Annotated in this window: 8 protein-coding genes; 5 read left to right on the plus strand and 3 right to left on the minus strand. The window is 66.1% G+C overall.

What is annotated here, in order from left to right; translation table 11 throughout:
* Nucleotides 1-10: 10 nt before the first annotated feature.
* The 5 genes from AOM01_RS00550 to AOM01_RS14810 all read left to right on the plus strand — a co-directional run bounded on the left by AOM01_RS00550 (nucleotide 11) and on the right by AOM01_RS14810 (nucleotide 7,650).
* Nucleotides 11-1,960, plus strand: a complete 1,950-nt coding sequence (locus AOM01_RS00550) for a type I restriction-modification system subunit M (protein ID WP_369401479.1) — start codon at nucleotides 11-13, stop codon at nucleotides 1,958-1,960.
* Nucleotides 1,957-3,201 (plus strand): restriction endonuclease subunit S, encoded by a 1,245-nt coding sequence (locus AOM01_RS00555; protein WP_062287459.1) that lies wholly within the window; start codon nucleotides 1,957-1,959, stop codon nucleotides 3,199-3,201. Before AOM01_RS00550 ends, AOM01_RS00555 begins: the two co-directional genes overlap by 4 nt.
* Nucleotides 3,198-6,299: a type I restriction endonuclease subunit R gene (locus tag AOM01_RS00560; RefSeq protein ID WP_062287462.1), complete on the plus strand. Its 3,102-nt coding sequence runs from the start codon at nucleotides 3,198-3,200 to the stop codon at nucleotides 6,297-6,299. The genes AOM01_RS00555 and AOM01_RS00560 overlap by 4 nt, the downstream gene beginning before the upstream one ends.
* A 67-nt stretch (nucleotides 6,300-6,366) precedes the next feature.
* Nucleotides 6,367-7,155 carry a GIY-YIG nuclease family protein gene (locus AOM01_RS00565; RefSeq protein WP_062287465.1) on the plus strand — a complete coding sequence of 263 codons (789 nt, stop codon included), beginning with the start codon at nucleotides 6,367-6,369 and terminating at the stop codon, nucleotides 7,153-7,155.
* A gap of 123 nt (nucleotides 7,156-7,278) precedes the next feature.
* Nucleotides 7,279-7,650, plus strand: coding sequence for a hypothetical protein (locus AOM01_RS14810; protein ID WP_169746484.1), 372 nt, complete (start codon nucleotides 7,279-7,281; stop codon nucleotides 7,648-7,650).
* A gap of 133 nt (nucleotides 7,651-7,783) precedes the next feature.
* Here AOM01_RS14810 and AOM01_RS00570 read toward each other — a convergent pair whose 3' ends face one another.
* Genes AOM01_RS00570 through AOM01_RS00580 form a run of 3 tightly spaced genes read right to left on the minus strand, consistent with a single transcriptional unit; the run spans nucleotide 7,784 to nucleotide 14,018 of the window.
* Nucleotides 7,784-10,927 (minus strand): helicase-related protein, encoded by a 3,144-nt coding sequence (locus AOM01_RS00570; RefSeq protein WP_062287467.1) that lies wholly within the window; start codon nucleotides 10,925-10,927, stop codon nucleotides 7,784-7,786.
* Nucleotides 10,924-12,747: a phospholipase D family protein gene (locus AOM01_RS00575; protein ID WP_062287469.1), complete on the minus strand. Its 1,824-nt coding sequence runs from the start codon at nucleotides 12,745-12,747 to the stop codon at nucleotides 10,924-10,926. Before AOM01_RS00575 ends, AOM01_RS00570 begins: the two co-directional genes overlap by 4 nt.
* Nucleotides 12,744-14,018 (minus strand): DUF6361 family protein, encoded by a 1,275-nt coding sequence (locus AOM01_RS00580; RefSeq protein ID WP_169746485.1) that lies wholly within the window; start codon nucleotides 14,016-14,018, stop codon nucleotides 12,744-12,746. The genes AOM01_RS00575 and AOM01_RS00580 overlap by 4 nt, the downstream gene beginning before the upstream one ends.
* Nucleotides 14,019-14,028 lie beyond the last annotated feature (10 nt).

Here is a 14,028-nt window from a genome sequence, read left to right on the forward strand (position 1 = left end):
GTGCCTACCCGTGGTCAATCACGTCTCGTTCATCTGGAACATCGCCGAGTCTCTGCGGGGCCCGTTCAAGCCCTCCGAGTACGGCTCAGTCGTGCTGCCGTTCACGGTGCTGCGTCGTCTCGACGCGGTCCTCGCCGAGACCAAGGCCGCGGTCCTCGAGACCGCCCCGACCGTGACCGCCTTGCCGGAGGTGCTGCAGCACATGAAGCTCACCGAAGCGTCGGGCCACGAGTTCTACAACACGTCGCCGTTCGACTTCGCCAAGCTCGTCGCCGACCCGAATGATCTGCGTCAGAACATCGCCGCCTACGTCGCAGGCTTCTCTCCGAACGTTCGGGATATCTTCGACCGCTTCGAGTTTGACAAGACGCTGAACAAGCTCGCTGAGAAGAACAAGCTCTTCGCAGTCGTGGAGAAGTTCGCCCAGGCCGACTTCCACCCCAACACCGTCTCGAACATTCAGATGGGCCTCGTGTTCGAGGAGCTGATCCGGTGGGCGAACGAGCGCTCCAACGAGACCGCCGGCGACCACTACACCCCCCGCGAGGTCATCTCGCTGATGGTGCAGCTGCTGTTCGCCACCGACGACGACGCCCTGTCCAAGCCCGGCGTCGTGCGCAGCATTTATGACCCCACCGCCGGCACCGGCGGCATGCTCTCCGTCGCCGACGAACGCCTGCGGGCAATGAACCCCGACATCCAGCTGTCGCTGTACGGCCAGGACTACAACGACGCCTCCTACGCGATCTGCAAGGCCGACATGGTCATCAAGGGCCAGGACGTCGACAACATCCGCCTCGGCGACACCCTCACCGAGGACCACTTCGAAGACAAGAAGTTCGACTACGCCCTGTCCAACCCGCCCTTCGGCGTCGACTGGAAGGACCAGCGCGACTTCGTCGACGACGAGCACAAGCGACTCGGGTTCGTGGGCCGCTTCGGCCCGGGCACCCCCGCAGTGTCCGACGGCGCGATGCTGTTCCTGCTCCACCTCGTGTCCAAGATGCGCAAGGTCGAGGACGGCGGCTCCCGCGTGGCCATCGTCCTCAACGGCAGCCCGCTGTTCTCCGGCGGTGCGGGCGGAGGCGAGTCCAACATCCGCAAGTACCTGCTCGACAACGACCTCGTCGAGGCGATCATCGGACTGCCGAAGGACATGTTCTACAACACCGGCATCTCCACCTACATCTGGATCCTCACCAACCGCAAGACCGACGAGCGGCGCGGCAAGATCCAGCTCATCGACGCCCGCGAGCTCTACGTCAAGCTCCGCAAGGGGCTCGGGAGCAAGCGCAACGAACTCTCCGCCGACAACGTCGCCGATATCGTCAAGCTCTACGCCGAGTTCGAGGACACCGAGCAGTCCAAGATCTTCACCAACGAGGACTTCCTCTACCGCACCATCACCGTCGAGCGCCCCCTCAAGCTCCGCTGGCAGGCCACGCCAGAGGGCATCGACGCCGTCTTCAACGGGAAGCCCCTGGCCAAGGTCAGCCAGGACGAGGCGGCAGCCTTGCGGGCGGCGCTTGCATCGCTCGGGGACGATGCGGTGTTCACCAACCGTGACACCTTCCACAAGGCCGTCAAGACCGCCGCCGCTCGGCAGGGTCTCAAGCTAGCCGCACCTATCCTCAAGGCAGTCACCGCCGCCCTCGGCGAGCAGGACGACACCGCCGACGTCTGCACCGACACCAAGGGCAACCCCGAACCCGACAGCAGTCTGCGCGACACCGAGAACGTCCCCTGGACCGAGAACTTCGACGACTACCTCACCCGTGAAGTCCTGCCCTACGCGCCGGAAGCCTGGATCGACCCGTCGAAGACCAAGGAGGGTGCGGAGATCCCCTTCACCCGCCACTTCTACAAGTACATCCCGCCCCGACCCCTCGACGAGATCGACAACGACCTCGAGCGAGTCATGGCCGACCTCCGCGAGATGCTTGATGAGGTCGAAGGATGACGCGTTTCGGAGCGCTCGTCGAGCGAGTGGACCTGAAGCGGCCGGGTGCTGATCTCCCGCTACTTTCGGTGTCGCAAACGCGCGGCGTCCTTCGAAGGAGCGAGCTAACGGACACCCCGGCGCGTGCGGAGTCGCTGGATCACTACAAGACCTGCCAGGAGGGCGACATCGTCTTCAACAAGATGAGCGTGCGTGCAGGTGCAATGGGCGTGGCCAGCGAGCCCGGGTACATCACCTACCACTACGAGGTGATGCGGCCGCGACACGGGGTGGACCCGCGATTCGTCGTGTACCTGATGAAGTCCGAGTGGTTTACATCCGAGATGGTCCGACGCGAGCGTGGCATCGCTGCCGGCGACGACAGCGGATCCGTCCGCACGACGGAGGTTCCGTTCAAGGTCCTCAAGACCATCGATGTCCCGGTGCCGTCAGCCGACGGTCAGGTCGCGATCGCGGACTTCCTGGACCGGGAGACCGCACAGATCGACGCCTTCATCGCGAAGAACGAAGAACTCGTCACCCTCCTCACCGAACGCCGTGCGACTGTTGTCGACACACGCGTCTTCGGCTTGCGCGACGGTGACGCTGCGGAGCGTGTAATTCCAGAGTTCGTCAGCCAGAGCGCAGCAATCCGCGACTTCATTGCCCGAATGCCTTCCACTTGGTCAGTAGGACGCTTCAAGGCGCTCACGAAGCGGTTGGACACGCGGAACGCCAACTCGGCAGCCGCCATGAAGTCGCTCACCGTTTCAGGTGAAGTAGTGCCCCGCAGCTCAAAACAGAATCCGGACGAATCCAGCATTCCTCGATACCTGCTGGTCTCACCGGGCGACTTGGTCGTCAACCCGATGTGGCTCGTCGGCGGGTCAATCGGCGTCTCGAACGCGCACGGAGCTGTGAGCCCGGACTACCGCGTGTTCCGCCTTCGTCCAGCGATTCACGACCGCTATCTCCACCACGCAATGAGGTCTCGGCCCTATCGTCGCCAGTACGAGCTGTTCACACGCGCCGAAACCACATTCGATCGCCGCGTCAGCCAATCCGACCTCGATCGGTTGCCGATTCCGCTACCCGATATCGACGAACAAGTTGAGATCGCCCGTGCAATTGATTCTGAATTGGCGCACATCGACAAGACGATCGAGGTTGCACGCACGTCCGTGGACTTGGCTCGTGAGCGGCGTGCGGCGCTGATCTCGGCGGCGGTGACCGGCAAGATCTCGGTGGGGGTGGACGCATGAGTGGTGTGGCGGGGGCTCATCTGGAGTCGGTGCTCGAGGAAGAGATCTGCCAGCACCTTGAGGCGAAGGGGTGGTTGTACTCGCCGACGGATGCAGGCTACGACCAGGCGCTGGCACTGTTCCCGGAGGACGTGCTCGGGTGGATTGCGGACACGCAGCCGGACGAGTATGCGAAGGTCGTCCGCCCGACGGACAGCCCAACCCAGCGGAGCGCGGCCGAGGGCGTGCTCCTCCAGAATCTGGCGAAGAGGCTGGACAACGATCCGTTCAAGAACGGCGGCACTCTCGAGATCCTCCGTGGCGGCTTCTCATTCGTGCCGCCGACGGGCGGTGCCGTGAAGGTGCGGATGGCGCAGTTCCGTCCGGCGACGTCGAACAACCCCGACACGCTCGCCGCCTACGGCAAGATGCGTCTGAGGGTGATGCGGCAGGTTCACTACTCGGCGAAGAACCCCTACAAAGCGCTGGACCTCGTGCTGTTCGTCAACGGCCTGCCGGTGGCAACGGTCGAGTTGAAGACCGACTTCACGCAGAAGATCGCCAACGCGACGAAGCAATACCAGTTCGATCGCAACCCCGCGGGCGAGCCGCTGTTCGCGTACGGAAAGCGTGCGCTGGTGCACTTCGCGGTCTCGAACTCCGAGGTCGCCATGACGACCAAGCTCGCTGGGGCCAAGACGCGGTTCCTGCCGTTTAACCAGGGCGATGACGAGGGCAAGGGCAACCCGCTCAACCCTGCCGGCAGCGCATCGTCGTACTTCTGGGAGCAGATCCTGGAGCGCGACACGTGGTTGAAGATCGTGGGCTCGTTCATGCACACCCAGGTCGACACCGAGGTCGACCATGACACTGGCAAGAAGACCCGCGTCGAGAAGATCCTGTTCCCGCGTTACCACCAGTGGCGTGCCGTCACCCGCCTCATCGACGACGCCCGCACCCAGGGTTCCGGCCAGCGGTACCTGATCCAGCACTCGGCCGGGTCGGGCAAGACCAACTCGATCTCCTGGCTGGCCCACCAGCTGTCCCAGCTCCACGACGCCGACAACGGCAAGGTGTTCGACACCGTCGTCGTGGTGACGGACCGCACGGTTTTGGACAAGCAGCTGCAGGACGCGATCGCGCAGTTCGAGCGTCATGCGGGGGTGGTGAAGTCCATCACCCGTGCCGACGAGCACTCCAAGTCTGCCGGGCTCGCGGCCGCGCTGACCGGGGGCAAGCAGATCGTCATTGTCACGATCCAGACCTTCGAGGCGCTGATCAAGCTCCTCGACACCGCGCCTGAGCTCAAGGGCAAGCGCTTCGCGGTCATCGCCGACGAGGCCCACTCCTCCCAGACGGGCTCCACCGCCGGGGCCTTGACGAAGGTGTTGTCGCCAGACGAACTCGCCGCCGTCGCGGAAGGAGCCGAGGTCGACTCCGAGGCGTACCTGCAGTGGGCGATGTCCGTCACCGCCCACGCGCCAAACATCTCCTACTTCGCGTTCACCGCCACGCCGAAGGCAAAGACCCTCGAACTGTTCGGCCGGGTCCCTGAAGGCGGCACGCTGCCGGAGCCGTTCGATCTGTACTCGATGCAGCAGGCGATCGAAGAGGGCTTCATCCTCGACGTGCTGAACAACTACACGCCCTACAAGGTGGCGTGGTCACTCCAGCACGGCGGTGCGGACTACGACAGCGCGGGCGAGGTCGACGAGTCCACAGCCGTCAAGGCCCTCGTGCAGTACGTGCGCCTGCACCCGACGAACATCTCGCAGAAGGCGAAGATCGTCGTCGACCACTTCCGCACCTTCGTGGCGACCGAGCTCGACGGCAAGGCCAAGGCGATGGTCGTCACCGCCTCCCGGAAGGAGGCGGTGAGGTGGAAGAAGTACCTCGACAAGTACGTCGCCGAGAGCCACATCCAGGGCGTGCAGGCTCTGGTGGCGTTCTCCGGCACCGTCGACGACCCCGAAGACGTCGGCGAAGGCCTCACGGAGAAGACCCAGAACCCCGACCTGTGGACCTCGGACCTGGCCGAGGCGTTCAAGCCCTCGACCTACAACGTGATGATCGTTGCGGAGAAGTTCCAGACCGGCTTCGACCAGCCGCGCCTGGTCGCGATGTACGTCGACAAGAAGCTCGGCGGCGTCCAGGCTGTCCAGACCCTGTCGCGCCTGAACCGCACGCATCCAGGTAAGGACAAGACGTTCGTCCTCGACTTCGTCAACGAGCCCCAGGACGTGCTCGACGCGTTCCTGCCGTACTACCGCAAGGCAACCCTGACGGCGACGACGGACGCGAACCTCATCTACGACATCAAGTCCAAGCTCGACAATGCCGGCATCTATGACATGAGCGAGGTCGAGCAAGCATTCGACGCCGCCCTGACCGGAGGCCCGAACACCAACAGCGCCATCACAGCGGCGACTGCGCCCGCGGTGAGTCGCTTCCGTGCGCGTTGGGATGAGGCGTTCGTGGCCGAGGACAAGGCCGCGCAGGACGAGCTCAAGCTCTTCAAGTCCGATGCCGGCGCATTCGTGAAGTTCTACGACTTCATCTCCCAAGCCCGCAACCTCGAGGACACTGACCTGCCGCGCCTGCACTACTTCCTGCGCCGCATCCTGCCGCAGCTGTCGACCGCGACCTACGAGGAGCCGGTCGACGTGTCCCAGGTCAAGCTCTCGGGGCTCTCGATCACGAAGGGCGAAGCGGTCAGGCTCACCCTCGAGCAGGGGCCTGGGCTGGACCCGATCATGGCGATCGGCTCCGGCGCGGTCAACGAGAAGCACCGCAGCGCCCTCGAGGAGATCATCGCCAAGCTCAACGAACGCTTCGGCGACAAGTACGGTCCCGGCGTCGTCGACGGCACCATCGGCTCCATCGTCGTGCGCCTCGCCCACGACGAGAAGCTCGCCCACCAAGCCGAGGTCAACACCGCACACCAGTTCGCCGAGTCACCTGCACTGCCGAACGCCTTCGCCCAGGCGATCATGGGCGTCCGCGACGACACACCTCAGCTTGTCGATGACATCTTCAGCAACAAGGACCTGTTCGACCTGCTCAGCAACGCTCTGCCGGCGATGCTCTACGAGCACCTGCGCGGGGAGAGCAGCGAGTAATGGCACCGCAGTTGGGCGCGTTCTATGCCAGGACTCGGACGGCGCGCCGCAAAGGAGGGGGGGTCACATGACCGACGCAATGGCGGCACCCAGTGGGGAACTCGGCGGACAGTCCGTTGCCGACGAGATCCGTGACCGACTCAGGGATGACTCGACACGCCTTGGCGACGTCTATCGCCTGGTCGAACAAGGGCTAGAGCCCACGGAAGTGGCCCAGCGCCTCAGCGTTCCGACCGCCGGCTTCGTCTATTCGTACCGGCTCATGGCCGAGACGTTGATTTCGGGCATTGCACCCAACGGGCCAGTGCTCGCGGGCCAGTTCGCCGGGCGTGTACGCAAGTGGCTTCGTGAGGGCATTTGGAGTGTCGACGCGCGCGCTCACCTCGAATCCACTTTGGAAAGGCTTGAGGCCGTCGCGGAGCGCAGCGACATCCGGGAGGAAGAGTCGCGCCAGGCTTCAGAAAGTACCGCCCGGGGCGAGGAGTCTGGCATTCCCGGTGTTTACGTCTACACATATCCCCATTACCTCCGCCATCCATACGAACCGTCGTCCGGCAGGACTCTGCTGAAGGTGGGCCAGAGTGGCCGAGATGCCGCAAACCGAGCCGTCAGTCAGGTTCGCGGCACCTTCGTTCCAGAAGACCCATGGCTCCTACGCATCTACACGTGCGAGAACGTGCAAGAACTCGAAAGAAGTATGCACAGCGCGATCGACGCCGCGGATCACGACAGATCGCCCGGTAGACGAGCGGGGCGCGAGTGGTTCGTCACGTCGACGAAGTTCCTCGACGTCATTGCGAATCTCGCTGGGGCGTCGGTCGCATTCGTCAACGACTTCGATGTCCTCGCAGACTGACCGAACTGCAGATCTCGCGGACGGAGCGCCCTCGCGCCTCTCGACGGCTCGCGGGCGTGCGCGGGCAGGACGCGCTGGAGAACGTTGCGGGCCGTGCATGATGACCCAGGTAGGTTCGTATCCGTGGCATCTGATTGGGACGATTTCATCCTCGACTTTGTAGACGCCCTTGGTCGCGAAGAGTTCACGACCCGCGACTTTCGGCGCAACCTCGGTGTATTTATGGAACGTTTCCCCGACAACACCACCCCCGAAGAAAGCATCCGACGGCGCCTTCAACACCTTCGCGACCGCGGAATGATCGAGTTTGTCGATAACAAGGGCACCTACCGACGGGTCCGCGCGGACGGAGCCGCCGGAGCCATGGGAGTTCACGCTCCCACCGCGGAGCCACGCAGGAGGTCCGTAGGGCGATCCTCAACGCGCGCGGACGCAGTGTGTCCCCAGTGCTTCACAACCCTCGCCGCAAACGGCGCCTGCGGCAACTGCGACTAGAGACTCTGTGTAGCGCGCGCATCCAGATCGGGAACGATAGCCGCGGATCGGCGCGCATCTTCTGAATAGTCCGAGGGCTGATCTGCGCGCGGCCGTCGGACGTCACAGGAGGGCGGCGGACGCTCTGAGAGTCTTATCCGACACGCGGCGGGCTGAGGTCGATCCGCATCCACTCGCTTGCCTGGCCAAGCGCCTGGATCAGCTCGTCCTGGCGGGGCTGGCCGAGCAGCTGCCGGTACGCGACGACGGTGCGCAACAGCCTCCGATAGTGCTGGAGCTCGCGACTCAGCGGGAGTGCCGGTACGTAGCGCTCGATCTTCGCTCCACCCTCGGGCGCGAAGACCCAGAACGGCACCACCTCGGAGTCCTCGCCTGAGCGCGAGGCGACGGCTGCTGCGAACACATCGGCCCAGGGATCGTCGCTGCCGTCGAGCCCATGGCGCCCGAACTCGCGCGCGACGTTCTTGCGCACGGCGTGGCCCTTGTATCGGTGGACCCGCCCCTCGCGCTGCTCGAGGTCGACGGGGTTGCCCGGCAGGTTCCAGTGCACGATCGCGTGGGAGTAGGTATGGAAGTCCAGGCCCTCCTGCCCCACCGAGGTCGACGCGAGCACGAACGGCCGGAACGGCGAGTTGTAGGCAACTCGCACCGTGCCCTCGCGCATCAGCGCACTGTCGCTTGACTGCAAGCGCCCGTACCTTGCGGCGAAGTGGCTCGACATGCGTTGAGGTTCCGCGACCACGCGACCGTCCTCGACGCGCACATCCTCGACCACGTTCGTCGCGGTGCGGATCGCGAGGGCCTCATGCATGACCTCCGCGATGGTGCCCGCTCGGTCGAGCGGCTCAACGTCCTGGAGCCCCTCGGACTCGACCAGCACATGGGCGTACTCGTCCAGCACCGACTGGAGGCAGCCATCGAGCCCATGGCGCGCCACCTCGCGCCAGTACGCCTCGCCACCTTCCGAACGCAGCAACGCGACGATCTCCGGCTTGTTGAACATCGACCTGAGCCCTTGCGCCACCGTGAACGCCGCGTTGCGCAAGGTCGGCTCTGCCCGGACGGCGTCGCCTCCGCACACGCGCCCGAGCGCACGCAGCGCGACCACTGCCGGCCCGCCCAGGGCGAGCTCCGTGAGGATCTCGGCCAGGTCGTGCGGCCACGCTCCGAGCCCGAGCGCTTCAGCATCGGAGCTGGTACGAATCGCGTCAATACCGGACAGCACGTCCAGGTGCGCGTCGATCCGCCCGCTGCCCCCGTCCGCCTCGTCCTCGGCCTGGCCCTTGAGCGTGCGCACGAAGTCCCCAGCACGCGCGTCGAGCTCGCGATCAAGGAGAGTCGGCGCGACCCAGTACCACCGTGCGTCCGTCGCACCGCCGTCGACCGCGTACGCGCGCACGGTATCCAGACGCGCCTCGATGCGGGCCCGCACGATGCCGATGACCTCGTCACGGTCCATCGGCATCGTTCCGGCCGCACGGGCGATCGCGAGCGGATCGCCCACCTCCGCTAGCGCCGGCGAGGGAAACAGGAGCGCGAAGGTCGTCCCCGAGGCCCGGAACTGCAGCGGTGGCGTGGGGGGACGATGCGCGTCGTAGTCGCGGGTGGCACCCCCGTTGGCCTCGACCGTGCGCCGCTCGGCTTCGTAGCTCGTCATCACGGCGACGGCCTTCGGCACCACAGCCCATGCGGAGAACACGAGGCGCTTGGTGAACTCGGTCAGGGCGGGATCGGAATAGGCGCCGCGCGGGTTGTAGTACGGCATCGACGGCGGGAGCCAGGCCAGCTGCCACGCTCCCCTGTCGAGCACATCTGAGAAGAGCCCGCGTAGCTTCGCGTTCCCGGGGTCTACCCCGCGGTACTTCACCACGTCCTGCCACTCGAGGAGCCCGCCGGCATCGGCGAGAATCTCGGCGAGGTGCGGATCCTCCCTGTCGACGGCCGCCTCGAAGTGCTGACGCACCTGGTAGGAGTTGCGTTCCATCAGGTTGAGCGGGTACGGCGTGCTCCGCCAGTACTCGAACACGTCATGCCTGTCGAGGGCGCGGGCGACCCTGTCGAAGGTCACCCAGGCGTCCACGTCTCCCGCGCCGAGCGCGAGGCCCGGCAGGTCACGATGCTGCAGCATGCCGTCGCGATCGGGCGTCGAAGACAACCGCTCCGTGCGTGCCATCACGCGCCTCAGCTCGGCCTCGACACGGTCGCGCGCACCCACGGCGTCCGGTGCGGCGCCCGCGAGCGCGGTGTCGCGCATCGTCCTGAGATCGCGGCGTACCCGCGAGGCGGCGTCGTCGCCCGCAAGGAACGCGACCGTGCGGTTGAAGTCTGCGAAATGGTCGTCGCCGGCTGGCTCATCGGGAAGCGTGTACATCTTGAAGGGCGTCGCGGACAGCAGCAGCACGCGAGCGCTCACGTGGTCGAACACCTCGCGCGCTAGATCGGCGCCATAGCCGTCGCCATCAAGGACGTCCTTGAACCGCTGGAACTCGTCGAGGATGACGAGATCCGGCTCGAGGTGCTCGACTCCGGCCTTCGCGACAAGGTGTCGCAGGGCTCCGACCAGGTGGTCGCGCTTCCAGCGCAGATGTTGCGGCGGCCACCCCCGCAGGTGCGTGAATTCGAGCACGCACTCCTCGAGCTCGTCCCTCAACGGCGCGCCCTGAGGCCCAACGGCGCGAGCCACCTCCTCGTGGAACGAGTCGACCAACCGTTGGTCGAGGGTCGAGGTGTCGAACCACCCGAGCTGCGCCTCGTAGCGGTCGCGCCTCACTCCGCCTCGGAAGAACTTCACCCACGCTGCCTTGCGCGCGATGTCCCGGCCCCACCGCTCCGCGAGCATCCAGTGGAGCAGCACACGCTCTCGCACCGCTCCCCCGGTGCTGCCCACTGCGAACGACGTGCCCGGCGTGAACGACACGAAGTTGATCTTCTGTCCCCGCAGCTCGCGGATCACGGAAGGCAGGAGCGTGAGCCGATCGGCGTGCCGCATCTCGGCACCGCCCACCACGTTGAGGCGACTGAGGTTCTGCCGGGCGACCTGGGAGTTCGAGCAGATGTAGACGATGTCGATCCGCTCCTCCTTGTCCCAGAGGTAGTCCACCGTCTTCGCGATGACGCCCTTCGCGACCATGGTCTTGCCCAGCCCGACTTCGTCGGCCACCAGGAAGCGCTTGGTCCAGTCGTCGTCTGTCCAGAGTCGACGGAACGCGTAGTCGACGGTGTCGCGTTGGAAGTCCTTGAGGCTCGCGAGGATCTTCTCCTGGTCGGGCTTCGTCATGAGCGTCGCTCCTGGTGAACCGCCCACACGACCGCCCAGAGCTCCTCGAATCCCTCGGGCAGGCCCGGCCCGCGGTCCATCTGTTGGATCTCCTCAACGGCGCTTGCGATGCGCGCCAGCGCTCCCTCGTCGCGTCCCGTCGCCCTCACCATGGGCTCGAACAATGCGATGTCGAGGTTCTCGCCGGCAGGCGCGTCGCCCCACCGGCTCTCACCGCCTGCGCCAGCGAGATCGGCGAGCAGCGCATCGTACGCAGGGTCACCCAGCAAGAACACGAGGTAGCGGAGCACGTCCTGCGGCGTGCGCAGCACCGAACCCATCGCCTCCCTGCGCCGGTCGCCGACGTCGCCTGTCAACTCGGCCTTCACGACGCATCGTCGCGTGACGCGAGCGTCGCCCTCACCCGCGGACGTCTCGACCGCGATGAACGGGGTGACGTTCGCTCTCGCGAGGCGCCAGGTCATATCCGCCGCCATGCCAGCGGCGTGGGCATCTCGCCCGAGCGAGATCGGCCACACGCGCGTCTCGCCGACCACGGGCTCCGGCCAGCGCATGCGGACCGCGAGGTCGACGGTGTCGCCGTCTGTGGTGGGGACCGTTGCCGTGATGCCGCGCTCGGCAACAGCGCGCTGGAACGCCTCGATCGCGTACGTCACAGCGATGCTCGGGTCGTCGATCCCGTCGGCGTCCGCAATGTCGACGGCCTCGAGCATGCGGGTCAATCCAGGGGCGTCGACCGTGCCGTCAAGGACGGACTTCACGCCGCAGTCACGCGTACGGCCAGTGAGCACGACATCGAACTCGACGTTGCGGCCCCATCGACTGCTGGTGAGGTTCGCACTTCCGGTCACCACCATCGAGCGCGAACCCTTGAGGTCCAGCACATACGTCTTGGCGTGCACGCCCTCGTGGGTACCGACCAATTCGGAGACCGCTCGCGCTGCCTCCCCGATGTCCTCGCCGGGATCCGCCTCGGCGATGCGCTGCAGGACGTTGGCGTGCCAGCCATCGAGGGCGCGCGATCCCATGAGCTCCAGCGTCTCCTGGCGCGACACGAGGGTCCTCTCGCGAGAGATGCTTGCCAGCGCGTCGAGGCCACCCCGGGTGAGGAACGGGCTGATGGCGAGGAGACGATGCGCATCGTCCGGGAACGGCCAGACGTCTCGACCGTCGAGTCCGATGGGCACCATGGCGCCCCCATCAAAGCCCGATGGCGGCGCGAAGGCGACGCTCGCCAGGCTTGCGCTGAGCTCTGCGATGTCCTGCATGCGAGCCGGGCCGAGCGGTCGCAGGGCGAGACCCGGCAGCGAGCCGACGAACTCTGCGAGAGGAAGAGCCGCGATGGCACCGGCCGGGTCCTCGTCGAGCACGAGGGCGGTGTCCCACGACCGGTCCTGCGTGAGGTTGCGACTGAGGACCACTGCGCGATGCCGGAGTCCGCCGCACTCCTCACGGAACCGCAGGGCCCACACCTTGGGGTGGAAGATCGCGCCATCCGTAGGGGCCACGACCTCGACCACGCTGTCCTCGACGAAGGTTACAAGCGAGCGGTAGGCCGGAGGGACGTCGATTCCCCCGGCCTGGCAGAACACCGTGGTGCGGTCCGCATGCCTGCGGACGGCCTCGAGGAGCGCGATCGGGTCGGTCGCGTCGCCGTTCGCGTCGGCCGTACGCTCCTGCATCGCGAACGAGAGCGGCGCCATCAGCAGCGACGTGAGGTTGAGCGAGTAGGTGGTGCCGACGGCGATGTCCAGCGCGAAGCCCGCCGGAGGTCGCAACGCGTCGGTGAGGAGGACGCGGGTCTCGGGTGCGAGCGTCATGCGGCGTCCCGGGCGTCGTAGAGGTCTCCCAGATGCGAGCGAGTGATGTCCCAGCGATACGCGAGCCGACCGAGACCGCTCGATCCCGACCACCGGTCCAGGGCCGACTGATTGTGGAGGCGCGCTCGGCCTCCCTTGATCTGACGCTCGCGATTGGACACGAGACGTGCCGCTTCCGGACTGGTCACCAGGTCATCGTCGGCTTCGACCACCGTGAGCCATTCGTCGACGAACGTCCGGGTCATCGACCGCAGTCGCGGGTTGCGCTCGGCGATGGTCGCCCAGAACGCCGCCCGGTCCCATTCGCGGGCCGCCTGCGCGGGCGCCTCCTCACGCTGCCATGAGACCAATGCGGCCTCGTGCCTGTCGCGTGCGTCATCCCGTCCGGACTTCCGCGCGAGCGCGACGTTGTAGACGAGTGCGGCACCGTGCATGACGAGGCTGAAACGCCGGGCGTGGTCGACCAATGCGCGATTCGCGGGGTCGAGCGCGTCGAGGTTCGCGATCTCCCAGGGCGCTGTTGCTGCGGTGTCGCCAAGTCCCGACCCGAGATTCTCGGGACGGTTGCGGACCAGCCACGCGAGCAGCGAGCCGTGCGTGGATGTCGCGATGCGTGTCGAGAGGTACTCCTCGTCCTCGGGCGTGAGCACGAAGGTCACCTTCGCCATGAGATCTTCGGGCGCAGAGTGAAGGTTCGCGTCGATACCCGACGAGGGAAGCAGCTCGCGAGCCTCAGGGTCGTCGGCGGCCGCGGTGCGGCGCGCAAGGCTGCGAAAGTCGCTCTGCTTCCTGAAGAACCCTTGCGCCGAGCCGGCATCGACGATCCCCCACCGCCCGAGCACGGACCAGTAGGCGACGCTCGGCAGGCGCTTGAGCTGTCGTCCTGCGACGTTGCCCATCACCCCTTCGACCTCGCCGCCCTGTGTCAGGCTGCCGATGAGCCGGAACTCGAGCTCGCGGAACTCGGCGGCCATGTAGTCGGGCGTGCGCTTCGCGGCGGCGCGCCGCATGAGCCACGGCAGGAACAGCACGTACCGGAGGCGCGTATGAAGGGTTGACGTGCCAGGGAACATGGCATCCGCAAGCGTGTCGCGTATGGAACCGATACCGAGCTCGTCGATGGTGCCCTGCTCGCGGAACAGCTCCACGATCTCGATCATCCTGCGGCGTTGCGCGTCGTCGTTGTCGAGCCAGCCGAAGCTTGAGGTCATGCCACGATTCTGGCCGCGCACGCACCAAACAGGGCCGCGCCACGAGCAGGCGCGCGACATCCGGAGCTCC

It is taken from the genome of Demequina phytophila (assembly GCF_000971135.1).
In the GTDB taxonomy this organism is placed as follows: Bacteria; Actinomycetota; Actinomycetes; order Actinomycetales; family Demequinaceae; genus Demequina; species Demequina phytophila.

Bases quoted from the DNA above. Each gene is read 5' to 3' on its own strand.
- AOM01_RS00555 (WP_062287459.1), top strand. From the start codon at position 1,957: ATGACGCGTTTCGGAGCGCTCGTCGAGCGAGTGGACCTGAAGCGGCCG.
- AOM01_RS00560 (WP_062287462.1), top strand. From the start codon at position 3,198: ATGAGTGGTGTGGCGGGGGCTCATCTGGAGTCGGTGCTCGAGGAAGAG.
- AOM01_RS00565 (WP_062287465.1), top strand. From the start codon at position 6,367: ATGACCGACGCAATGGCGGCACCCAGTGGGGAACTCGGCGGACAGTCC.
- AOM01_RS00570 (WP_062287467.1), bottom strand. From the start codon at position 10,927: ATGACGAAGCCCGACCAGGAGAAGATCCTCGCGAGCCTCAAGGACTTC.
- AOM01_RS00575 (WP_062287469.1), bottom strand. From the start codon at position 12,747: ATGACGCTCGCACCCGAGACCCGCGTCCTCCTCACCGACGCGTTGCGA.
- AOM01_RS00580 (WP_169746485.1), bottom strand. From the start codon at position 14,018: ATGTCGCGCGCCTGCTCGTGGCGCGGCCCTGTTTGGTGCGTGCGCGGC.